We start from the raw sequence: 24,344 nt of genomic DNA on the forward strand, positions 1-24,344 counted from the left end.
CAAGTGCGTCAGCCTCAGCAAGTACATCAGCTTCTGAGTCAGCATCAACAAGCGCATCAGAATCAGCAAGCACATCAGCATCTGAGTCAGCGTCAACAAGTGCTTCAGAGTCAGCAAGCACATCAGCTTCTGAATCAGCAAGCACATCAGCGTCTGAATCAGCGTCAACAAGTGCATCAGCTTCAGCAAGCACATCAGCATCTGAGTCAGCATCAACAAGCGCGTCAGCTTCAGCAAGCACATCAGCGTCTGAGTCAGCATCAACAAGCGCGTCAGCTTCAGCAAGCACATCAGCGTCTGAATCAGCGTCAACAAGTGCGTCAGCTTCAGCAAGCACATCAGCGTCTGAGTCAGCGTCAACAAGTGCATCAGCTTCAGCAAGCACATCAGCATCTGAATCAGCGTCAACAAGCGCTTCTGAATCAGCAAGCACAAGCGCTTCTGAATCAGCGTCAACAAGTGCATCAGAATCAGCAAGCACAAGCGCTTCTGAATCAGCGTCAACAAGTGCATCAGAATCAGCAAGCACAAGTGCCTCTGAGTCAGCATCGACAAGTGCGAGCCAGTCAGCAAGCACATCGGCTTCTGAATCAGCATCAACCAGTGCGAGCCAGTCAGCAAGTACATCAGCATCTGAATCAGCATCAACAAGTGCGAGTCAATCAGCAAGCACAAGCGCTTCTGAGTCAGCATCAACAAGCGCGTCAGCTTCAGCAAGCACATCAGCATCTGAGTCAGCATCAACAAGCGCGTCAGCTTCAGCAAGTACATCAGCATCTGAGTCAGCGTCAACAAGTGCGAGCCAATCAGCAAGTACATCAGCATCTGAATCAGCATCAACAAGTGCGTCAGCTTCAGCAAGCACATCAGCATCTGAATCAGCGTCAACAAGTGCGAGCCAATCAGCAAGCACAAGCGCTTCTGAGTCAGCATCGACAAGTGCGAGTCAATCAGCAAGTACATCAGCTTCTGAGTCAGCCTCAACCAGTGCGAGCCAATCAGCAAGTACATCAGCATCTGAATCGGCCTCAACCAGTGCGAGTCAATCAGCAAGTACATCAGCTTCTGAGTCAGCCTCAACAAGTGCGTCAGCTTCAGCAAGCACATCAGCATCTGAGTCAGCGTCAACAAGTGCATCAGCTTCAGCAAGCACATCGGCTTCTGAATCAGCATCAACAAGCGCGTCAGCTTCAGCAAGCGCGTCAGCTTCAGCAAGCACATCAGCATCTGAGTCAGCCTCAACAAGCGCGAGCCAGTCAGCAAGTACATCGGCATCTGAGTCAGCGTCAACAAGTGCGTCAGCCTCAGCAAGCACATCAGCATCTGAGTCAGCATCAACAAGTGCATCAGCTTCAGCAAGCACATCGGCATCTGAGTCAGCATCAACAAGTGCATCAGCCTCAGCAAGCACATCAGCGTCTGAGTCAGCATCAACAAGTGCGAGCCAATCAGCAAGTACATCAGCATCTGAATCAGCGTCAACAAGTGCGAGCCAGTCAGCAAGCACATCAGCTTCTGAGTCAGCGTCAACAAGTGCATCAGCTTCAGCAAGCACAAGCGCTTCTGAGTCAGCGTCAACAAGTGCGAGCCAGTCAGCAAGTACATCGGCCTCTGAATCAGCGTCAACCAGTGCGAGCCAGTCAGCAAGTACATCAGCATCTGAGTCAGCCTCAACAAGCGCGTCAGCTTCAGCAAGCACCTCAGCGTCTGAATCAGCGTCAACCAGTGCGTCAGCTTCAGCAAGCACATCTGCAAGTCAGTCAGCGTCAACCAGTGCGAGCCAGTCAGCAAGTACATCAGCATCTGAGTCAGCGTCAACCAGTGCGAGCCAATCAGCAAGCACATCAGCATCTGAATCAGCGTCAACCAGTGCATCAGCTTCAGCAAGTACATCGGCATCTGAGTCAGCGTCAACAAGTGCGTCAGCCTCAGCAAGCACATCAGCCTCTGAGTCAGCATCAACAAGTGCATCAGCTTCAGCAAGCACCTCAGCGTCTGAATCAGCATCAACAAGCGCGTCAGCTTCAGCAAGCACATCAGCATCTGAGTCAGCATCAACAAGCGCGTCAGCTTCAGCAAGCACATCAGCGTCTGAATCAGCGTCAACAAGTGCGTCAGCTTCAGCAAGCACATCTGCAAGTCAGTCAGCGTCAACAAGTGCGAGCCAGTCAGCAAGTACATCAGCATCTGAGTCAGCGTCAACAAGTGCGAGCCAATCAGCAAGCACATCAGCATCTGAATCAGCGTCAACAAGTGCATCAGCTTCAGCAAGCACATCAGCCTCTGAGTCAGCGTCAACAAGTGCATCAGCTTCAGCAAGCACATCGGCGTCTGAGTCAGCATCAACAAGTGCGAGCCAATCAGCAAGCACAAGCGCTTCTGAGTCAGCCTCAACCAGTGCGAGTCAATCAGCAAGTACATCAGCTTCTGAGTCAGCCTCAACCAGTGCGAGCCAATCAGCAAGTACATCAGCATCTGAATCGGCCTCAACAAGCGCGAGTCAATCAGCAAGCACATCAGCATCTGAGTCAGCAAGCACCAGCGCTTCTGAATCAGCGTCAACAAGCGCGAGTCAATCAGCAAGCACAAGCGCCTCTGAATCAGCATCGACAAGTGCGAGCCAGTCAGCAAGCACAAGCGCTTCTGAGTCAGCGTCAACCAGTGCATCAGCTTCAGCAAGCACATCAGCATCTGAGTCAGCGTCAACCAGTGCAAGCCAATCAGCAAGCACATCAGCATCTGAGTCAGCGTCAACCAGTGCATCAGCTTCAGCAAGCACATCAGCCTCTGAATCAGCATCAACAAGTGCGAGCCAGTCAGCAAGTACATCAGCTTCTGAATCAGCGTCAACAAGTGCGAGCCAATCAGCAAGTACATCAGCTTCAGCAAGCACATCAGCATCTGAGTCAGCGTCAACCAGTGCAAGCCAATCAGCAAGCACATCAGCTTCAGCAAGTACATCAGCTTCTGAATCAGCGTCAACAAGTGCATCAGCTTCAGCAAGCACAAGTATGTCAGTTCCGGATAGTACTGATAAACCAGAGTTTAGTTTGAGCGATAGTGCTTCACAGTCAACGAGTCTAAGCGCATCAATCTCAACATCGGTGTCTATGTCGGCTTCAACAAGTACGTCGCTTTCAGGTGCAGCTTCTGATAGTGCCTCAACGTCAAGCTCGCTTGTAGAATCAAACGTTGATTATTCGACTTCACATGTTGGAAATAGTGCCGAATCGACAGCTAAGTCAAGACAGCAATTGCCAAATACAGGTACAGAAGTTTCCAAAACATCTGTGCTTCTAGGAGCTTTGGCAGCTGTGACTGGTTTAGGTCTATTTGCGAAACGCCGTAAACGTGATGATGAAGAAGAAATGTAAACAATCTGCTTATCTCACATTTGATTGGCGATAGATGTGTCTATCGAGTTTGGACAAAAAAGTCTGTAAAATCATAAAAACGCATATTATCAGGTGTTCAAAAACTTGATAGTATGCGTTTTATTGTGGAAATATTTCCTTTCTTTTCGGATGGAATTGAGTTTCCCAGCCTTGTGTTTGTATAGTCAGTTAAAAAATTGAGTACGAAAAACCACTTCATAAAAGTATTGATAGATTAGTGGGCTTTTCTTGCACTGTTTTGATCTTTTATTTCCTTCGATTATATATTAGAGATGATTAGTAGAAGAGGTGTGAGTTATTAGAATGATTATGTGCTATTTTATACCAAGCAATAATCAGACAGCAAGATAAGAGTACAGTTGTAGATAGTTAGAAACGTTTATCTGATCTTGTGTAGATAAGATTGATGTCATCAATAAAAGATTAACGGGCAACCAATGTAGATATAGTGTGATTTTTCTATAAGGATGGAAAAAAGAAGGGAAATTTGATAAGATAGGAATATGGATTTTGAAAAAATTGAACAAGCTTATACGTATTTATTAGAGAATGTCCAAGTCATCCAAAGTGATTTGGCGACCAATTTTTATGATGCCTTGGTGGAGCAAAACAGCATCTATTTGGATGGTGAGACTGAGTTAGAGCAGGTCAAGGAAAACAATCAGGCCCTTAAACGCTTAGCGCTTCGCAAAGAAGAATGGCTCAAGACCTACCAGTTTCTCTTGATGAAGGCTGGGCAGACAGAGCCCCTACAGGCCAATCACCAGTTTACACCAGATGCCATTGCTTTGCTTTTGGTGTTTATTGTGGAAGAATTGCTTAAAGAGGAGGAATTTACTATTCTCGAAATGGGTTCTGGGATGGGAATTCTAGGCGCTACTTTCTTGACCTCGCTTGATAAAAAGGTGGATTATTTGGGAATGGAAGTGGATGATTTGCTGATTGATTTAGCAGCTAGTATGGCAGATGTAATTGGTTTGCAGGCTGGCTTTGTCCAAGGAGATGCCGTTCGTCCACAAATGCTCAAAGAAAGTGATGTGGTCATCAGCGACCTACCTGTTGGCTATTATCCTGATGACGCCGTTGCGTCGCGTCATCAAGTTGCTTCTAGTCAAGAACATACTTACGCCCATCACTTGCTCATGGAACAAGGACTTAAGTACCTCAAGTCAGATGGATACGCTATTTTTCTCGCTCCGAGTGATTTGTTGACCAGCCCTCAAAGTGACTTGTTGAAATGGTGGTTGAAAGAGGAAGCGAGTCTGGTTGCTATGATCAGTCTGCCTGAAAATCTCTTTGCCAATGCCAAACAATCCAAGACCATTTTTATCTTACAAAAGAAAAGTGAAATAGCAGTAGAGCCTTTTGTTTATCCACTTGCTAGCTTGCAAGATGCAAGTGTTTTAATGAAATTTAAAGAAAATTTTCAAAAATGGACTCAAGGTACTGAAATATAAAATAGATTTTGTTATAATAGATGAAAACGCTTAAAAGAGGAGTCTTGTTATGACAAAAACAATTGCAATCAATGCGGGAAGTTCAAGTTTGAAATGGCAACTTTATCAAATGCCAGAAGAAAAAGTATTGGCGAAAGGTTTGATTGAACGTATCGGTTTGAAAGATTCAATTTCAACTGTAAAATTTGATGGCCGTTCTGAACAACAAATTTTGGATATCGAAAATCACACACAAGCTGTTAAAATTTTATTGGATGACTTGATTCGTTTCGATATTATCAAGGCTTATGACGAGATTACAGGTGTTGGACACCGTGTTGTTGCCGGTGGAGAGTATTTCAAAGAATCAACAGTCGTTGAGGGGGATGTTTTAGAAAAAGTTGAAGAGTTGAGCTTGTTGGCTCCTCTCCACAATCCAGCCAATGCAGCAGGTGTTCGTGCCTTCAAGGAATTGTTGCCAGACATTACCAGTGTAGTTGTTTTTGATACTTCATTCCACACAAGTATGCCAGAGAAAGCTTATCGCTACCCTCTACCAACAAAATATTACACAGAAAACAAGGTTCGTAAATATGGTGCCCACGGTACAAGCCACCAGTTTGTAGCAGGAGAAGCTGCAAAACTCTTGGGACGTCCATTAGAAGACTTAAAATTGATTACTTGCCATATCGGTAATGGTGCTTCTATTACAGCAGTCAAGGGCGGTCAATCTGTCGATACTTCAATGGGCTTCACTCCACTTGGCGGTGTGATGATGGGAACTCGCACAGGAGATATTGATCCAGCCATCATCCCTTACCTAATGCAATATACAGAGGACTTTAACACGCCTGAAGATATTAGTCGCGTCCTTAATCGTGAATCAGGCCTTATGGGTGTTTCAGGTAAATCTAGTGATATGCGCGATGTGATTGCTGCTATGGAAGAAGGGGACCACGATGCCACTTTAGCCTATGAAATGTATGTTGATCGTATCCAAAAACATATCGGTCAATACCTTGCGGTCCTAAATGGAGCAGATGCTATTATCTTCACAGCAGGTATCGGAGAAAATGCAGCTGCTGTACGTGAAGATGTTATCTCAGGTATCTCTTGGTTTGGCTGTGATGTTGATCCAGAGAAGAATGTCTTTGGTGTGACAGGAGACATCTCAACAGAGGCAGCGAAAATTCGTGTTTTGGTTATTCCAACAGATGAAGAATTAGTCATTGCTCGTGATGTTGAACGCTTGAAAAATAAGTAAAACTAGAAAAAATATTCCGTACAAGGAGTTGGAAAAGTGATTTTTCCAGCTTCTTTTTCTGATGAAATTGTCCAAAACCTTGCTATGATTGGCTTTTTTGAAAAATATGGTATAATAGTAGTAATTTAATAGATGGAGTTGAGTTTTGAAGAAAAACTTTCGTGTAAAAAGAGAGAAAGATTTTAAGGCGATTTTCAAGGAAGGAACAAGTTTTGCCAATCGCAAATTTGTTGTCTACCAATTAGAAAACCAGAAAAACCATTTTCGAGTAGGTCTATCAGTTAGCAAAAAACTAGGGAATGCCGTCACTAGAAATCAAATTAAGCGACGGATTCGGCATATTATCCAGAATGAAAAAGGGAGTCTGGTAGAAGATGTCGACTTTGTTGTCATTGCTCGAAAAGGAGTCGAAACCTTGGGATACGCAGAGATGGAGAAAAATCTACTCCACGTATTAAAATTATCAAAGATTTTCCAGGAAGGAAATGGGAGTGAAAAAGAAACTACAGTTGACTAGTTTGCTAGGACTGTCCCTATTTATCATGACAGCCTGTGCAACAAATGGGACAACTAGCGATATTACAGCCGAATCGGCTGATTTTTGGAGTAAATTTGTTTACTTCTTTGCGGAAATCATTCGCTTTTTATCGTTTGATATCAGTATCGGAGTGGGGATTATTCTCTTTACGGTCTTGATTCGTACAGTTCTCTTGCCGGTCTTTCAAGTGCAAATGGTGGCTTCTAGAAAAATGCAGGAAGCTCAACCACGCATTAAGGCGCTTCGAGAACAATATCCAGGTCGAGATATGGAAAGCAGAACCAAGCTAGAGCAAGAAATGCGTAAAGTCTTTAAAGAAATGGGGGTCAGACAGTCAGATTCTCTTTGGCCGATTTTGATTCAGATGCCGGTTATCTTGGCCTTGTTCCAAGCTCTATCAAGAGTTGACTTTTTAAAGACAGGTCATTTCTTATGGATTAACCTTGGTGGTGTGGATACAACCCTTGTTCTTCCGATTTTAGCAGCAGTATTCACCTTTTTTAGTACTTGGCTGTCCAACAAAGCCTTGTCTGAGCGTAATGGAGCTACGACTGCGATGATGTACGGTATTCCGGTCTTGATTTTTATCTTTGCAGTTTATGCGCCAGGTGGAGTCGCCCTATACTGGACAGTGTCTAATGCTTATCAAGTCTTGCAAACCTATTTCTTGAATAATCCATTCAAGATTATCGCAGAGCGCGAGGCCGTAGTACAGGCACAGAAAGATTTGGAAAATAGAAAAAGAAAAGCCAAGAAAAAGGCTCAGAAAACGAAATAATAAGGAGGAATCTGGTAATGGTAGTATTTACAGGTTCAACTGTTGAAGAAGCAATCCAGAAAGGATTGAAAGAATTAGATATTCCAAGAATGAAGGCTCATATCAAAGTCATTTCTCGTGAGAAAAAAGGGTTTCTTGGCTTATTTGGTAAAAAACCAGCCCAAGTGGATATCGATGCTATTAGTGAAACGACAGTTGTAAAAGCAAACCAACAAGCTGTAAAGGGAGTTCCAAAGCAAATTAATGATTTGAATGAGCCTGTTAAAACAGTCAGTGAAGCAACGGTTGATTTGGGTCATGTTGTAGAGGCAATTAAAAAGATTGAAGAGGGAGGCCAAGGTATTTCTGATGAAGTCAAGGCTGAAATCTTAAAACATGAAAGACATGCCAGCACTATCTTAGAAGAAACTGGTCACATTGAGATTTTAAATGAATTACAACTTGAAGAAACTGACCTCGAAGAAGAAGTAGAAACTCCTATTATTGAAAACCAAGCTGAGCAAACTGAAAGTCAAGAACTAGAAGACTTGGGCTTGAAGGTTGAACCGAGCTTTGATATTGAACAAGTAGCTACGGAAGTCACGACTTATGTTCAAACAATTATTGATGACATGGATGTTGAAGCCACACTTTCAAATGACTATAACCGTCGTAGCATCAATTTGCAAATTGATACTAACGAACCAGGTCGTATTATCGGCTACCATGGTAAAGTCTTGAAGGCCTTGCAACTGTTGGCTCAAAATTATCTTTACAACCGCTATTCAAGAACCTTCTACATTACTATTAATGTCAATGATTATGTTGAACACCGTGCAGAAGTCTTGCAGACCTATGCGCAAAAATTGGCGACTCGTGTTTTAGAAGAAGGACGCAGTCATCAGACAGATCCTATGTCAAATAGTGAACGCAAGATTATCCATCGTATTATTTCACGTATGGATGGCGTGACCAGTTACTCTGAAGGTGATGAGCCAAATCGCTATGTCGTTGTAGATACAGAATAAGTAAAATCAGGGTTCTCCTGATTTTTTGCTAGCTAGAGGAGATTAAACTAATGTTGAATAAGATAAGAGACTATCTAGACTTTGCAGGTTTGCAGTACCGTAATCCAGATAAAGCTGGGGAAGAACGAGAGAAGATGCTGGCATTCCGCCACAAAGGTCAAGAGGCCAGAAAGGCTTTTACAGAACTGGCCAATGCCTTTCAAGTAAGTCATCCAGAATGGCAACTCCAACAGACTAGCCAGTGGATGAATCAGGCGCAACGTTTGCGACCACATTTCTGGGTCTATCTACAGAGAGACGGACAAGTGACAGAACCTATGATGGCTCTTCGTTTGTATGGAAGCCCTTCTGATTTTGGAGTTTCACTTGAAGTTAGTTTTATCGAACGTAAGAAGGATGAGCAAACCTTGGAGCAACAAGCCAAGGTCCTAGAAGTTCCAGTTGTAGAAGGAATTTATTATCTAGTCTACTCAGATGGCCAATGTCAACGGTGGGAGGCGAACGAAGAAAATCGTCAGGTCTTAGTCGAGAAGATAGGCAGTCAAGAAATCCGAAAAGTGTTAGTTAAGGCAGATGTTGCTTTTATAGAAAATCAATCATTAGAAGTGATTTTAGAAAAATTAGATGAAGCTTATGAGCGCTTACTTCCCTACTATCAGGCGACTAGAGGATAGCAAATAGAATACTGATTTACGTCGAATTGTTTAATTGCTATTCTATGTATTTTTTCATATAATAGTAAAATAGAATGTGTGATTCAATAATCACCTCAAATAGAAAGGAAATTCTATGTCAAATCTATCTGTTAATGCAATTCGTTTCCTAGGTATTGACGCTATTAATAAAGCCAACTCAGGTCACCCAGGTGTGGTTATGGGAGCGGCTCCAATGGCTTATAGCCTCTTTACAAAACAACTTCGTATCAATCCAGCTCAACCAAACTGGATTAACCGTGACCGCTTTATTCTTTCAGCAGGTCATGGTTCAATGCTCCTTTATGCTCTTCTTCACCTTTCTGGTTTTGAAGATGTCAGCATGGATGAGATTAAGAGCTTCCGTCAATGGGGTTCAAAAACACCAGGTCACCCAGAATTTGGCCATACAGCAGGGATTGATGCTACGACAGGTCCTCTAGGTCAAGGGATTTCAACTGCCACTGGTTTTGCCCAAGCAGAACGTTTCTTGGCAGCCAAATATAACCGCGAAGGCTACAATATCTTTGACCACTATACTTACGTTATCTGTGGAGATGGAGACTTGATGGAAGGTGTCTCAAGTGAGGCGGCTTCATACGCAGGCTTGCAAAAACTAGATAAGTTGGTTGTCCTTTATGATTCAAATGACATCAACTTGGATGGTGAGACAAAGGATTCCTTTACAGAAAGCGTTCGTGACCGTTACAATGCCTACGGTTGGCATACTGCCTTGGTTGAAGATGGAACAGACTTGGAAGCGATCCATGCTGCTATCGAAACAGCTAAAGCTTCAGGTAAACCATCTTTGATTGAAGTGAAGACTGTTATTGGATACGGTTCTCCAAACAAACAAGGAACTAATGCTGTACACGGTGCTCCTCTTGGAGCAGATGAAACTGCGGCAACTCGCCAAGCGCTTGGTTGGGACTATGAACCGTTTGAAATCCCAGAACAAGTTTATGCTGATTTCAAAGAAAATGTTGCAGACCGTGGCGCATCAGCTTATGAAGCTTGGACAAAATTAGTTGCTGACTATAAAGAAGCTCATCCAGAATTGGCTGCAGAAGTAGAAGCCATTATTGATGGACGTGATCCAGTTGAAGTGACCCCAGCAGACTTCCCAGCATTAGAAAATGGCTTCTCTCAAGCAACTCGTAATTCAAGCCAAGATGCCTTAAACGTTGTAGCTGCTAAATTGCCAACTTTCTTGGGTGGATCAGCTGATCTAGCTCACTCAAACATGACTTACATCAAAACGGATGGGCTTCAAGACGATGCCAATCGCTTGAACCGTAACATTCAGTTTGGTGTTCGTGAATTTGCAATGGGAACGATCTTGAACGGGATGGCCCTTCATGGTGGACTTCGTGTATACGGTGGAACTTTCTTCGTCTTCTCTGACTATGTGAAGGCAGCTGTCCGCTTGTCAGCCTTGCAAGGACTTCCTGTGACTTATGTATTTACCCACGATTCAATCGCAGTTGGGGAAGACGGTCCGACTCACGAACCAGTTGAGCATTTAGCAGGTCTTCGTGCCATGCCAAATCTGAATGTTTTCCGTCCAGCAGATGCGCGTGAAACGCAAGCAGCTTGGTACCTTGCAGTGACAAGCGAAAAAACACCAACTGCCCTTGTCTTGACACGTCAAAACTTGACTGTTGAAGAAGGGACAGACTTCGACAAGGTTGCAAAAGGTGCCTATGTTGTCTATGAAAATACAGCAGACTTTGATACCATCTTGATTGCGACAGGTTCAGAGGTTAATCTTGCTGTCTCAGCTGCCAAAGAATTGGCTAGTCAAGGTGCAAAAGTCCGCGTAGTCAGCATGCCATCTACAGATGTCTTTGATAAACAAGATGCAGCTTACAAGGAAGAAATTCTTCCAAATGCAGTTCGCCGTCGTGTTGCAGTCGAAATGGGTGCAACTCAAAACTGGTACAAATATGTTGGTCTAGATGGTGCTGTTCTTGGTATTGATACCTTCGGAGCCTCTGCACCAGCACCAAAAGTATTGGCAGAATATGGCTTTACTGTAGAAAATCTTGTAAAAGTCGTTCAAAACTTGAAATAATTCTAAAAATCAGGGCGCAAGCTCTGGTTTTTTCTTGCTAGAAAAGCAAGGTACAATCTTGTAAAAGTAGCTGAAATTTGATATAGTAGTCCTATGTAAAAGACAAAGGAGAATATAATGGAATCACAATATACATTTTTAATCATTCTTGTGGCTATGGTGGGCTTGATGTTCTTTACGCAACGCTCTCAAAAGAAACAAGCACAAAAGCGTATGGAAAGCTTGAATAAATTACAAAAAGGCTATGAAGTTATTACAATCGGTGGACTTTACGGAACAGTCGATGAAGTAGATACGGAGAAGAGAACAATTGTTCTTGATGTAGATGGAGTTTACTTGACGTTTGAACTAGCTGCTATCAAGACCGTATTACCGCTGAAAGAAACAGCTTCACTCGAAGGCGCAATTGAAAAATAAGACGGGATCACGAACTCCCGTTTTTCTATAAAAGAAAGGAAATGGGATGAAAAAACTAGTCTTTGTCTGTCTGGGAAATATTTGCCGTAGTCCTATGGCCGAGTTTGTTATGAAATCAATGACAGATAATTACGAAATCCAAAGTCGAGCGACTTCCTCTTGGGAACATGGCAATCCGATTCATAAGGGCACTCAGGGAATTTTTCAAGAGTATGAGATTCCTTATGACAAGAACAAGACATCGCTTCAGATTAGTAAGGAAGATTTTGAAGCCTTTGATTATATTATCGGCATGGATGCTTCAAATGTTTCTGACTTACGTCAGATGTGTCCAGCAGACTGTCAAGATAAGATTTACTCATTTGCATCTGAAAGTGTACCAGATCCTTGGTATACAGGAGATTTTGAAGAAACCTATCGGCGTGTTCAAGAGGGTTGTCAAGCTTGGTTAGAACGTTTAGAAAAGGAGAGTGAAGGTGGAAAATCTTAAGAATTTTTACGAAAAGTATCGTATCTATCTGACTCGTTCACGTTTAGAGCTTTTGGCAGTAGTTGCCATTGTTTTTTGTGCTGTACTCGTCTTTTTTCTAAATATTCCCGGAAAAGGTGTTCTAAAGCTTGATAATGGAACGATTGTTTACGACGGCAGTCTTGTGCGTGGTAAAATGAATGGACAAGGTACCATTACTTTCCAAAATGGAGACCAATATACAGGTGGTTTCAACAATGGAGCCTTCAACGGAAAAGGTACCTTTCAATCTAAAGAAGGCTGGACCTACGAAGGTGATTTTGTAAATGGTCAGGCTGAAGGAAAAGGAAAATTAACAACAGAACAAGAAGTCGTTTATGAAGGGACTTTTAAACAAGGCGTTTTTCAACAAAAATAAAGCCTCCTTATCAAAGGAGGTATTGTTAGAATGTTAAAGTAAGCGCTTACCTGCAAATCCCTTTCTTTCCAAGTCTCTCTTCCAAGCAAGTTTGTGAAATAAAAAAATATTTGAAATAAATTTCACAAACTCTAAAGAAAAAACTTGATAAGCAAAGAAAACGAGAAAGATTTCACAAGGAACTAAAAATTCTTTGTGAAATGTTTATGAAACTGTTTACAAAGTTGAAATAATGCGTTATAATAAACTTGTGAAAAAATTAACAAAGGATTAAATCCTTGAAAGCTATGGAGGAAAATATGGCTGATAAAAAAACTGTGACACCAGAGGAAAAGAAACTCGCTGCTGAAAAGCATGTCGATGGATTGGTGCAAAAAGCTCTAGTTGCTCTTGAAGAAATGCGTAAGTTGGATCAAGAGCAGGTTGACTACATCGTTGCCAAAGCATCAGTAGCAGCTTTGGATGCCCACGGAGAATTGGCTTTACATGCCTTTGAAGAAACAGGACGTGGTGTATTTGAAGATAAAGCAACTAAGAACTTGTTTGCTTGTGAACACGTAGTAAACAACATGCGCCACACTAAAACAGTTGGCGTTATCGAAGAAGACGATGTAACAGGTTTGACTCTTATCGCTGAACCAGTTGGTGTTGTTTGTGGTATCACTCCAACAACAAACCCAACATCAACAGCAATCTTCAAATCATTGATTTCATTGAAGACACGTAACCCAATCGTCTTTGCCTTCCATCCATCAGCACAAGAATCATCTGCTCATGCAGCTCGTATCGTCCGCGATGCAGCTATCGCAGCTGGTGCTCCTGAAAACTGTGTGCAATGGATTACTCAACCATCTATGGAAGCAACAAGTGCCCTTATGAACCACGAAGGTGTTGCGACAATCCTTGCAACAGGTGGTAATGCCATGGTTAAGGCGGCTTATTCATGTGGTAAACCAGCTCTTGGGGTAGGTGCCGGAAACGTTCCAGCTTATGTTGAAAAATCAGCTAACATTCGCCAAGCTGCACACGATATCGTCATGTCTAAATCATTTGACAACGGTATGGTCTGTGCATCTGAACAAGCAGTTATCATTGATAAAGAAATTTACGATGAATTTGTAGCAGAGTTCAAATCATACCACACTTACTTTGTAAACAAAAAAGAAAAAGCACTTCTTGAAGAGTTCTGCTTCGGCGTGAAAGCAAACAGTAAAAACTGTGCTGGTGCAAAATTGAACGCTGACATCGTTGGTAAACCAGCAACTTGGATTGCAGAACAAGCAGGATTTACAGTTCCAGAAGGAACAAATATTCTTGCTGCAGAGTGTAAAGAAGTTGGTGAAAACGAGCCATTGACTCGTGAGAAATTGTCACCAGTTATCGCAGTTTTGAAATCTGAAAGCCGTGAAGATGGTATTACTAAGGCTCGTCAAATGGTTGAATTTAACGGTCTTGGACACTCAGCAGCTATCCACACAGCTGACGAAGAATTGACTAAAGAATTTGGTAAAGCTGTTAAAGCTATTCGTGTTATCTGTAACTCACCTTCTACTTTCGGTGGTATCGGGGACGTTTACAATGCCTTCTTGCCATCATTGACACTTGGATGTGGTTCTTACGGACGCAACTCAGTTGGGGATAACGTTAGTGCCATTAACCTCTTGAACATCAAAAAAGTCGGAAGACGGAGAAATAACATGCAATGGATGAAACTTCCTTCAAAAACATACTTTGAACGTGATTCAATTCAATACCTTCAAAAATGTCGTGACGTTGAACGTGTCATGATCGTTACTGACCATGCCATGGTAGAGCTTGGTTTCCTTGATCGTATCATCGAGCAACTTGACCTTCGTCGCAATAAGGTTGTTTACCAAATCTTTGCTGATGTAGAACCAGATCCAGATATCACAACTGTAAACCGTGGTACTGAGATTATGCGTGCCTTCAAACCAGATACAATCATCGCTCTTGGTGGTGGATCTCCAATGGATGCTGCTAAAGTAATGTGGCTCTTCTACGAACAACCAGAAGTAGACTTCCGTGACCTTGTCCAAAAATTCATGGATATCCGTAAACGTGCCTTCAAATTCCCATTGCTTGGTAAGAAGACTAAATTCATCGCGATTCCAACTACATCTGGTACAGGATCTGAAGTAACACCATTTGCCGTTATCTCTGATAAAGCAAACAACCGTAAATACCCAATCGCTGACTACTCATTGACACCAACTGTGGCAATCGTAGACCCTGCTTTGGTATTGACAGTTCCTGGATTTGTTGCTGCGGACACTGGTATGGACGTATTGACCCACGCGACTGAAGCTTACGTATCACAAATGGCTAGCGACTACACTGATGGTCTTGCACTTCAAGCCATCAAACTTGTATTCGAAAACCTTGAAAGCTCAGTTAAGAACGCAGACTTCCATTCACGCGAGAAAATGCATAACGCTTCAACAATCGCTGGTATGGCCTTTGCCAATGCCTTCCTAGGTATTTCTCACTCAATGGCTCATAAGATTGGTGCGCAATTCCACACAATCCACGGTCGTACAAATGCAATCTTGCTTCCATACGTCATCCGCTACAACGGTACACGTCCAGCTAAGACAGCAACATGGCCTAAGTACAACTACTACCGTGCAGATGAAAAATACCAAGATATCGCACGCATGCTTGGACTTCCAGCTTCTACTCCAGAAGAAGGTGTGGAATCTTACGCAAAAGCTGTCTACGAACTTGGTGAGCGCGTAGGTATCCAAATGAACTTCAAAGCACAAGGAATTGATGAAAAAGAATGGAAAGAACATTCTCGTGAATTGGCCTTCCTTGCTTATGAAGATCAATGTTCACCTGCAAACCCACGTCTTCCAATGGTTGACCATATGCAAGAAATCATCGAAGATTCTTACTATGGCTACAAAGAAAGACCAGGACGCCGTAAATAATTGTTATCAGCCTAGAGGCAGGAATTTCCTGTCTCTTTTTTGTAATTCTATTTGAAAAATGGTATAATCATCGTATATATTTATTTGAAAATCAAATCTTTTATAATCATGCGAGGGAGAAATGTAAGAGATGAATGAGCTAGGGGAAAAGGTAAGGCTTCTTAGAGAGGAGAAAGGACTTAGTCGTCCAGTTTTTTGCGGGGATGAGTCTGAATTATCAGTGCGTCAGCTGGTGCGGATAGAAAAAGGAGAGTTTCGCCCGACGATAAAAACACTAGAATATATTGCAGATAGATTAGAAATTCCGTCCTATGTCTTGATGCCAGATTATAAGGAATTGCCTAAACGCTACCAAGAATTAAAGTACTTTCTTTTACATCACCCTGACTACGGAGACAAGGAGTTGCAAGAACAAAAGGAAGAATATTTTGATGAGATTTTTGAGAGCTTTTATGATGATTTGCCACGTGATGAGAAAGTGCTAGTGGATTGTCTTCAAGCTATAGATGCAGTGAGAATGACTAGTAATTCTTTATATGGAAGCAGTGTGATTGAGGACAGTCTTCAAGACTTACTATCCAGAGATGTATATAAAGCCGAGGACTTGTTGAAATTGAGACTGTATTTCAACTGTCAGTTAATGGATGGTTTAAATGTGGGTGAGATAAAAAAGTCTGAGCATGAAACTATTCTTTGTTTTCATGACAAACTAAGTTCTCAGGTTGATAAGATAGAGTTCGATTGTTTGGACTTGCTTAGAGATTCCTTGTTAGCTTCTTTAGCTTGTATAGAAATTATGGGGCTGTTTCGTTATTTTAAGAGAGCAGTTGAGACCTTAAATAAAATAGGGCAGAAAACACGAGATTTTCAAAAACAACCGATTGTCTTGATGGTAGAATGGAAATATTATATTCAGATGGATTATGATACATCCAAACAAAAGTATGAAGAAGCAAAAATGATGGCGAGGATGTTTGGCAATGAGAAGTTAATCGTTAGTTTAGATAATGAATGGAGCGAAGACTTAGAAAGGTATTGCTAAATGCTTTATAGGAGTGACATTTCTGTCATTGAGGGAATGCCGCTTTTTTGTTACAATGAATTTTATACTCAATGAAAATCAAAGAGCAAACTAGGAAACTAGCCGCAGGCTGTACTTGAGTACGGCAAGGCGACGTTGACGTGGTTTGAATTTGATTTTCGAAGAGTATTACTTGATATACATCCAGAAGCAAACTAGGCAATAGAGCGAAAATTCTAAGTAGTAGGCCTATAGGGGCAATCAACTTGAGGGATTTTCTATAAGTGTGATGTATGACGATAACAGTTTTAAACAAGGGGGAAAGAATGTCCATTTTATCCATTAAAAATATTTCAAAGTTTTACACTTTGGACGGTAAACATCAAGAGCAGGCTTTAAAGAATATAAATCTGCAAATCGCAAAAGGTAAAATTACAGCGATTTACGGTCCATCAGGCTGTGGCAAAACCAGTTTACTAAACATCATCAGCGGTTTAGATAGACAATATGAAGGAGATTTAGAGTTTAAAGGGGAATCCCTCCGTGACTTATCAGAGATTGAACTAACTCAATTTCGTAAAGATAAGATTGGATTTGTGTTTCAAAACTTTAACCTCATTCCACATCAGTCTGTCTTGGACAATGTCAAGCTACCTCTCTATGTCAAAGATTTATCTGACAGGGAGATGACAATGATTGCAAAGGAGCAATTAAGTAACTTGGGCATGGAACCTTTTGTGGCTAAAAATGTTAAACAGCTTTCGGGCGGGCAAAAGCAACGTGTAGCAATCGCGCGTGCCTTGGTAAATCAGCCTGATATGATTGTAGCAGATGAGCCAACGGGTTCGCTGGATTCTCAATCCCAAGAAATGGTATTGGAAGTGTTTAAAAAATTAGCCCAAACAGGGAAAACAGTATTGATCGTAACCCATAATCCAGAGGTTGCCGAATATGCAGATGTGATTATCAAAATGAAGGATGGTGAAGTCGTTGAAGAAGTCAAAAAATAAAGGATTATCATTGAAAAATAAATTCAAACTTTCTTTAAATAACTTTCTGGAAAGAAAGTGGCGTAACCTATTGATTGCGCTAGCAACCTCAATCGGTTTTGTAGGAGTCTTAATTTCTTTCGGCTTGGGAAATGCCTTGATTTCGATGATTGATGAAAATACGAATGGAGGTCAAATCCCTTCTCAAGTTCAGATTGCTTTAAATACAGAAAATGCTGGACGAGGCTTTTTGAACCAAGACGATAAGAACTATATCACGGATACAGTTGGGAAAGAAGCTATTAAATATTTGGAGAGTCCTTTTGGGATGACCATGTCAAATATGACTATAGATGGGCAAGAAATGGATCTGAGTCAAACGATGCCTTCTTATGCTCAAGTAGTGAGTCTCTATGAGGATACAAGTATCTCTGTTAGTAGTAATGAGACGGATAAAGTATTGGCTGGCTCCCTCTATACTGATGCAAGTGAACAGGGCTTGACGATTCCAATCAGTTTACTAAAAAATTGGAATGAACAGACAGGAAAAAATCTAACAGCTAGTGATGTTATTGGCAAATCAGTCTCAGCCAGCATTGTAGAAAATGCTGCCGAAGCTAGCAAGACTGCTCAATTTCAAACAAAGATTGTGCGTGTGATCAATGATGAAGATGATATGGAGAACAGCAACAGTTTTATGCCGTCTCATCAAATGGAAGCAATCTTGAAAGAAGCTGGATTTACAAAAGCTGTATCTTATTTTATCTTGGAACTCAAAGATCCATCACAGACAAAAGTAGTAACAGAAGAATTGCAGAAAAACAAGAAGTATACTGTTCTTTCTCAACAGAAGGTTCTTGATATTGTGATTACTTTTATTCGTGTCATTCAGGGATTATTGATTGTACTTTCATCACAAGCTATTGTGGTAGCAGCGGTCATGATTGGTATCATTATTTACATCAATATCATGCAACGTTCTAAGGAAATAGGTGTCATGAAGGCAGTTGGTTATCAAAATCATGATGTCAAAGGAATTTTTATTTACGAGGCTATCTGGATTGTAGGGATCGCCTTGCTGCTGGCATTTTTGGTTGCACAAGGGGTGGGAAGTCTGGCGAATGCGATTGTAAATCACTTTTACCCATCCATCACGAAGGTTTTTGAATTAAATCCTCTATCTATTTTAGGAACTCTAGCTTTCGCTCTCTTGCTTGGTTATGTATCAGCTTACTTCCCGGCGCGTAAAATTAGTAAAATGGATCCTGTAGAATCGCTACGATATGAATAGTAAGGGATTCCTTGATTTACAGTTTAAAAAAGAAACTAACATAGAAAAACAATGCCCGTACTTGCAATTCAACTCAAATAGTTATATAATAGGTTTGTTGAAAGGTGATTTGTAGTGATTCAAGTTACTCTTTTCACAATAAAAATTTCATGATTTTCATAAGGAGGAAATCACTAATGGTAGTTAAAGTTGGTATTAACGGTTTCGGACGTATCGGTCGTCTTGCTTTCCGTCGTATCCAAAACGTAGAAGGTGTTGAAGTTACACGCATCAACGACCTTACAGATCCAGTTATGCTTGCACACTTGTTGAAATACGACACAACTCAAGGTCGTTTCGACGGTACTGTTGAAGTTAAAGAAGGTGGATTCGAAGTTAACGGTAAATTCGTTAAAGTTTCTGCTGAACGTGATCCAGAACAAATCGACTGGGCTACTGACGGTGTAGAAATCGTTCTTGAAGCTACTGGTTTCTTTGCTAAGAAAGCAGCAGCTGAAAAACACCTTAAAGGTGGAGCTAAAAAAGTTGTTATCACTGCTCCTGGTGGAAACGACGTTAAAACAGTTGTATTCAACACTAACCACGACGTTCTTGACGGTACTGAAACAGTTATCTCAGGTGCTTCATGTACTACAAACTGCTTGGCTCCAATGGCTAAAGCTCTTCAAGACAACTTTGGTGTTGTTGAAGGATTGATGACTACTATCCACGCTTACACTGGTGACCAAATGATCCTTGACGGACCACACCGTGGTGGTGACCTTCGCCGTGCTCGCGCTGGTGCTGTAAACATCGTTCCTAACTCAACTGGTGCTGCAAAAGCTATCGGTCTTGTAATCCCAGAATTGAACGGTAAATTGGACGGAGCTGCTCAACGTGTTCCTGTTCCAGCAGGTTCTGTAACTGAGTTGGTAGCAGTTCTTGAAAAGAACGTTACTGTTGACGAAGTGAACGCAGCTATGAAAGCAGCTTCAAACGAATCATACGGTTACACAGAAGATCCAATCGTATCTTCAGATATCCTAGGTATGTCTTACGGTTCATTGTTTGACGCAACTCAAACTAAAGTTCTTGACGTTGACGGTAAACAATTGGTTAAAGTTGTATCATGGTACGACAACGAAATGTCATACACTGCACAACTTGTTCGTACTCTTGAATACTTCGCAAAAATCGCTAAATAATTCATGAGTCGATAAAAAGCAAGGCCTCTTGGTCTTGCTTTTCTTATATGGAAAAATGGATGACGCAATCATCCATTCTTTTTTAATTCTTTTTCGAAAGTATCTGAGAGGATAGTGAAGCTTAATTTCTCTAATGTAAGCGGATGGGTAAAGGACAGTCGAAAGGCGTGGAGCATAAGCCGACTTGTTTTTGATTTACTATTATAGAGAGGGTCGCCTAAAATAGGGAAATTATGATGCGAAAGGTGCACACGAATCTGATGGGTTCGCCCTGTCTTTAGATTGCAACGAACCAAGGAAGTTTTGTTTGGAAATTGCTTTAATCTGCTTACATGCGTTTCAGCATATTGTCCATTTTTTGTATCAACTATTCGCTTTCTGCGATCATGGCGATTACGTCCGATTTTGTCCCTGAAAACAAGCTCTTTGCTGCTGATATTTCCATCAACTAGTGCCCAATATTCCCTAGAAATCTCTTTTTTCTCCAGTAAGCGATTGAGGATGGGCAGGATAAAAGGATTTTTGGCAAAGAGAACCAAGCCACTGGTTTCCATGTCCAGACGATGAACGACATAGCAGGTTTGGCCAACATAGGCACTGACATGGTTAAGAAGGGCGATTTCGTTTGGCTGATTACCATGCGTTTTCATACCCTCTGGTTTGTTCACAATAATCAAGTGTTGATCTTGATAAACTTCCTGAATGATATTTGGGTTGCCCCAAGGAATTTCCTTTTTGGGATAATCTTCCTTGTCAAAAGTCAATTGGCAAACATCTCCAGGATTTACGATTTCGTTCCAGTGGACTTCTTCTTGATTTATCAAAATATGTTTCTTGATTCTCAAAAAATGACGGATTTTTCTAGGGATGAGGAGTTGTTCTTCAAGTAATTGCTTTACCGTCATTTGAGGTAGAGAGTCTGGTAATGTAAATGTGAATTTCATACAGATATTGTAACAAAAAAAGCCCTATTTGGATAGGAAATAGCTAAATTCTTGTCTTCCTATGATGAAGATGATAAAATAAACGCATGAAATTAGATAAATTATTCGAGAAATTTCTTTCTCTTTTTAAAAAAGAAACAAGTGAATCAGAGAATTCTGATTCTACTGGCTTACGTCGTTCTCGCAGTGATAGAAAAAAATTAGCCCAAGTGGGTCCGATTCGAAAACTCTGGCGTCGCTATCATCTAACAAAGATTGTCCTTATACTAGGTTTGAGTGCAGGCTTGCTAGTTGGAACCTATTTGTTTGCTGTAGCCAAGTCAACCAATGTTAACGATTTGCAAAACGCCTTGAAAACTCGGACTATCATTTTTGACCGTGAAGAAAAAGAGGCTGGTGCCTTGTCTGGTCAAAAGGGAACCTACGTTGAATTGACTGATATCAGTAAAAATTTGCAGAATGCTGTTATTGCAACAGAAGACCGTTCTTTCTATAAAAATGATGGGATTAACTATGGTCGTTTCTTCTTGGCTATTCTCACTGCTGGACGTTCAGGTGGTGGATCTACTATTACCCAGCAGCTAGCTAAAAACGCCTATTTGTCACAGGATCAAACTGTTGAGAGAAAAGCGAAAGAATTCTTCCTTGCCTTAGAATTAACAAAAAAATATAGTAAGGATCAGATCTTAACCATGTACCTTAACAATGCTTATTTTGGAAATGGTGTGTGGGGTGTAGAAGATGCGAGTAAGAAATACTTTGGAGTTTCTGCGTCAGAAGTGAGTTTGGATCAAGCTGCGACTCTGGCAGGGATGCTCAAAGGGCCGGAACTGTATAATCCTTTGAATTCCGTAGAAGATTCTACCAATCGTCGCGACACTGTCTTACAAAATATGGTTGCAGCAGGATATATTGATAAAAACCAAGAAACCGAAGCTGCGGAAGTTGATATGAATTCGCAATTGCACGATAAGTATGAAGGGAAAATCTCAGATTATCGCTATCCTTCTTACTTTGATGCGGTGGTTAATGAAGCCGTTTCTAAGTATAATCTAACAGAGGAAGAAATCGTAAATAATGGCTACCGCATTTACACAGAGTTGGATCAAAACTACCAAGCAAATATGCAGGTTGTCTATGAAAATACAGCGCTATTTCCGAGGGCAGAGGATGGAACATTTGCTCAATCAGGAAGTGTCGCTCTCGAACCGAAAACAGGAGGAGTTCGTGGAGTTGTCGGTCAAGTTGCTGACAATGATAAAACTGGATTCCGGAATTTCAACTATGCAACTCAATCAAAACGTAGCCCTGGTTCTACAATTAAGCCTTTAGTTGTTTATACGCCAGCAGTTGAGGCAGGTTGGGCTTTGAATAAGCTCTTGGATAACCATACCATGAAGTATGACAACTATAAGGTAGATAACTATGCAGGAATCAAAAAGAGTCGAGAAGTTCCCATGTATCAAGCCTTGGCAGAATCGCTTAATCTACCTGCTGTTGCTACTGTTAATGATTTGGGTGTTGATAAGGCTTTTGAGGCAGGCGAAAAATTTGGACTCAACATGGAAAAGGTCGACCGTGTTCTTGGTGTCGCCTTGGGAAGTGGTGTCGAAACCAATCCTATGCAAATGGCTCAAGCATATGCTGCCTTTGCAAATGAAGGTTTAATGCCGGAAGCTCATTTTATTAGTAGAATTGAAAATGCTAGTGGTCAGGTCATTGCGAGCCATAAAAATTCACAAAAACGAGTGATTGATAAGTCTGTAGCTGATAAGATGACCAGTATGATGTTGGGGACATTTACCAACGGTACCGGTATTAGTTCATCTCCTGCAGATTATGTAATGGCAGGAAAAACTGGTACAACTGAAGCGGTTTTCAATCCAGAATATACAAGTGATCAGTGGGTAATTGGTTATACACCGGATGTAGTGATTAGTCACTGGCTTGGTTTCCCGACGACTGATGAAAATCATTATCTAGCTGGATCTACTTCAAACGGTGCAGCCCATGTCTTTAGAAACATTGCCAATACCATTTTACCTTATACGCCAGGAAGTACCTTTACGGTTGAAAATGCTTATAAGCAAAATGGAATTGCACCAGCCAATACAAAAAGACAAGTACAAACCAATGATAATAGTCAGACAGATGATAATTTGTCTGATATTCGAGGGCGTGCGCAAAGTCTAGTAGATGAGGCTAGCCGGGCTATCTCAGATGCGAAGATTAAGGAAAAGGCTCAAACAATATGGGATTCGGTAGTCAATCTATTTCGCTAAGATGCTTGTCAAAGCCTAGCTTTCTTGTTATAATAGATAAGATGGAGGCGTTATGGCACTAAAAAAAGCAAGCCTAGCTTGTGCGGTTTGTGGTTCGAGAAACTATTCAATCAAGATTAGTGGAACCCCCAAGCCTACACGACTAGAAGTAAATAAATTTTGTAAGCATTGTGGTAAGTACACTACACACAGAGAAACGAGATAGGAGAGAGCGATGCGTTTTATTGGAGATATTTTTAGACTTCTTAAAGACACAACATGGCCAACTCGCAAGGAAAGCTGGAGAGATTTTCGTTCTATTATGGAATACACAGCTTTCTTTGTAGTAATTATTTACATTTTTGACCAGTTGATTGTTTCAGGTTTGATTCGATTTATTAACATTTTTTAGAAGGCTAGTGGAGTTAATTACACTAGAAATCTTCTATTTATGAAAGGAAATATCATGGATAGTTTTGATAAAGGGTGGTTTGTTTTACAAACTTATTCTGGTTATGAAAATAAGGTAAAAGAAAATCTATTACAACGTGCACAAACCTACAATATGTTGGATAATATTCTACGCGTTGAAATTCCAACACAAACAGTGCAAGTTGAAAAAAATGGAAAGAGAAAAGAAGTAGAAGAAAATCGCTTTCCAGGTTATGTTCTTGTAGAAATGGTCATGACAGATGAAGCTTGGTTTGTTGTTCGAAACACACCAAATGTTACAGGATTCGTCGGATCTCACGGAAATAGATCAAAACCAACTCCATTATTGGAACAAGAAATTCGTGATATCTTGGTTTCTATGGGACAAACTGTACAAGAGTTTGATATCGATGTTGAAGTTGGTCAAACTGTACGTATTATTGATGGAGCTTTTGCAGACTACACTGGTAAAATTACGGAGATTGATAACAATAAAGTGAAGATGATTATCTCTATGTTTGGTAATGACACAGTTGCAGAAGTAAACCTAAACCAAATCGCAGAATTATAACCCTGAGAGAGGCAAGCCCTCTCTTTTTTTGTGCAGTTGAGGAGCTAAAGGGTGCAGAATGGATGAAATGTGCCAAAAGTGTTTCTGAATTTGTTAGACTGTACACAGAAAGGGGAAGATTATGCTTAAAGAATTGTATGAAGAAGTCCAAGGGATTGTGTACAAGTGTAGAAATGAATATTACCTTCATTTATGGGAGTTATCGGATTGGG

Annotated in this window: 21 protein-coding genes and 1 pseudogene; 21 read left to right on the top strand and 1 reads right to left on the bottom strand. The window is 41.2% G+C overall.

Going from position 1 to position 24,344, the window contains the following annotated elements; genetic code table 11:
- From QM424_RS09535 to gap, 16 genes are all read left to right on the top strand, one after another.
- A partial coding sequence (locus QM424_RS09535) for an LPXTG cell wall anchor domain-containing protein (RefSeq protein WP_414394504.1) occupies positions 1–3,374 on the top strand: 3,374 nt, incomplete at its 5' end.
- A 524-nt stretch (positions 3,375–3,898) separates the two neighbouring features.
- Complete coding sequence (locus tag QM424_RS09540; RefSeq protein ID WP_414394468.1) at positions 3,899–4,852, top strand: class I SAM-dependent methyltransferase; 954 nt, start codon at positions 3,899–3,901, stop codon at positions 4,850–4,852.
- Positions 4,853–4,901: 49 nt separating this feature from the next.
- Positions 4,902–6,095, top strand: a complete 1,194-nt coding sequence (locus tag QM424_RS09545; protein ID WP_414394471.1) for an acetate kinase — start codon at positions 4,902–4,904, stop codon at positions 6,093–6,095.
- A 145-nt stretch (positions 6,096–6,240) separates the two neighbouring features.
- On the top strand, positions 6,241–6,612 hold the full coding sequence (gene rnpA / locus QM424_RS09550) for a ribonuclease P protein component (protein ID WP_414394474.1): 372 nt from the start codon (positions 6,241–6,243) through the stop codon (positions 6,610–6,612).
- Positions 6,587–7,411, top strand: coding sequence for a membrane protein insertase YidC (locus QM424_RS09555; RefSeq protein ID WP_414394476.1), 825 nt, complete (start codon positions 6,587–6,589; stop codon positions 7,409–7,411). The genes rnpA and QM424_RS09555 overlap by 26 nt, the downstream gene beginning before the upstream one ends.
- A 17-nt stretch (positions 7,412–7,428) precedes the next feature.
- Entirely contained in the window at positions 7,429–8,418 is a 990-nt protein-coding gene (gene jag / locus QM424_RS09560) for an RNA-binding cell elongation regulator Jag/EloR (RefSeq protein WP_414394479.1), read from the top strand.
- Between the two features lie 50 nt (positions 8,419–8,468).
- Positions 8,469–9,092, top strand: a complete 624-nt coding sequence (locus QM424_RS09565; RefSeq protein WP_414394481.1) for an HI_0552 family protein — start codon at positions 8,469–8,471, stop codon at positions 9,090–9,092.
- A gap of 115 nt (positions 9,093–9,207) precedes the next feature.
- Positions 9,208–11,184: a transketolase gene (tkt, locus tag QM424_RS09570; protein WP_414394484.1), complete on the top strand. Its 1,977-nt coding sequence runs from the start codon at positions 9,208–9,210 to the stop codon at positions 11,182–11,184.
- Positions 11,185–11,301: 117 nt separating this feature from the next.
- On the top strand, positions 11,302–11,601 hold the full coding sequence (gene yajC / locus QM424_RS09575; RefSeq protein ID WP_000445811.1) for a preprotein translocase subunit YajC: 300 nt from the start codon (positions 11,302–11,304) through the stop codon (positions 11,599–11,601).
- A 46-nt stretch (positions 11,602–11,647) separates the two neighbouring features.
- Complete coding sequence (locus QM424_RS09580; protein WP_261125135.1) at positions 11,648–12,091, top strand: low molecular weight protein-tyrosine-phosphatase; 444 nt, start codon at positions 11,648–11,650, stop codon at positions 12,089–12,091.
- The gene (locus QM424_RS09585) at positions 12,078–12,488 is read left to right on the top strand and encodes an MORN repeat-containing protein (protein ID WP_414394487.1); all 411 of its coding nucleotides are present in this window, start codon (positions 12,078–12,080) and stop codon (positions 12,486–12,488) included. Before QM424_RS09580 ends, QM424_RS09585 begins: the two co-directional genes overlap by 14 nt.
- Positions 12,489–12,787: 299 nt before the next feature.
- Positions 12,788–15,439 carry a bifunctional acetaldehyde-CoA/alcohol dehydrogenase gene (gene adhE / locus QM424_RS09590; RefSeq protein WP_023945660.1) on the top strand — a complete coding sequence of 884 codons (2,652 nt, stop codon included), beginning with the start codon at positions 12,788–12,790 and terminating at the stop codon, positions 15,437–15,439.
- A 130-nt stretch (positions 15,440–15,569) separates the two neighbouring features.
- Complete coding sequence (locus QM424_RS09595; protein ID WP_414394489.1) at positions 15,570–16,481, top strand: helix-turn-helix domain-containing protein; 912 nt, start codon at positions 15,570–15,572, stop codon at positions 16,479–16,481.
- A gap of 305 nt (positions 16,482–16,786) precedes the next feature.
- Entirely contained in the window at positions 16,787–17,470 is a 684-nt protein-coding gene (locus QM424_RS09600) for an ABC transporter ATP-binding protein (protein WP_153193858.1), read from the top strand.
- Positions 17,439–18,740, top strand: coding sequence for an ABC transporter permease (locus QM424_RS09605; RefSeq protein WP_414394491.1), 1,302 nt, complete (start codon positions 17,439–17,441; stop codon positions 18,738–18,740). The genes QM424_RS09600 and QM424_RS09605 overlap by 32 nt, the downstream gene beginning before the upstream one ends.
- A gap of 176 nt (positions 18,741–18,916) precedes the next feature.
- Positions 18,917–19,924, top strand: a complete 1,008-nt coding sequence (gap, locus tag QM424_RS09610) for a type I glyceraldehyde-3-phosphate dehydrogenase (protein WP_414394495.1) — start codon at positions 18,917–18,919, stop codon at positions 19,922–19,924.
- A gap of 68 nt (positions 19,925–19,992) precedes the next feature.
- On the opposite strand, the gene QM424_RS09615 is transcribed toward gap, so the two are convergent.
- Complete coding sequence (locus QM424_RS09615; protein ID WP_414394498.1) at positions 19,993–20,868, bottom strand: RluA family pseudouridine synthase; 876 nt, start codon at positions 20,866–20,868, stop codon at positions 19,993–19,995.
- 86 nt (positions 20,869–20,954) lie between these two features.
- Between QM424_RS09615 and pbp2a the strand changes: the two genes are divergently transcribed.
- The 5 genes and pseudogenes from pbp2a to QM424_RS09640 all read left to right on the top strand — a co-directional run.
- A complete protein-coding gene (pbp2a, locus tag QM424_RS09620; RefSeq protein ID WP_414394501.1) occupies positions 20,955–23,150 on the top strand; it encodes a penicillin-binding protein PBP2A in 2,196 nt (731 codons plus the stop codon).
- A gap of 52 nt (positions 23,151–23,202) precedes the next feature.
- Positions 23,203–23,355 carry a 50S ribosomal protein L33 gene (rpmG, locus tag QM424_RS09625; protein ID WP_014017356.1) on the top strand — a complete coding sequence of 51 codons (153 nt, stop codon included), beginning with the start codon at positions 23,203–23,205 and terminating at the stop codon, positions 23,353–23,355.
- Positions 23,356–23,364: 9 nt separating this feature from the next.
- Positions 23,365–23,541: a preprotein translocase subunit SecE gene (gene secE / locus QM424_RS09630; protein WP_001210991.1), complete on the top strand. Its 177-nt coding sequence runs from the start codon at positions 23,365–23,367 to the stop codon at positions 23,539–23,541.
- A 54-nt stretch (positions 23,542–23,595) separates the two neighbouring features.
- Positions 23,596–24,132, top strand: a complete 537-nt coding sequence (gene nusG / locus QM424_RS09635; protein ID WP_000376740.1) for a transcription termination/antitermination protein NusG — start codon at positions 23,596–23,598, stop codon at positions 24,130–24,132.
- 121 nt (positions 24,133–24,253) lie between these two features.
- Positions 24,254–24,344 (top strand): annotated as a pseudogene (locus QM424_RS09640) (sigma-70 family RNA polymerase sigma factor); the annotation flags it as partial.

Origin of the sequence: Streptococcus mitis (genome assembly GCF_047464945.1) — a bacterium.
In the GTDB taxonomy this organism is placed as follows: domain Bacteria; phylum Bacillota; class Bacilli; order Lactobacillales; family Streptococcaceae; genus Streptococcus; species Streptococcus mitis_EA.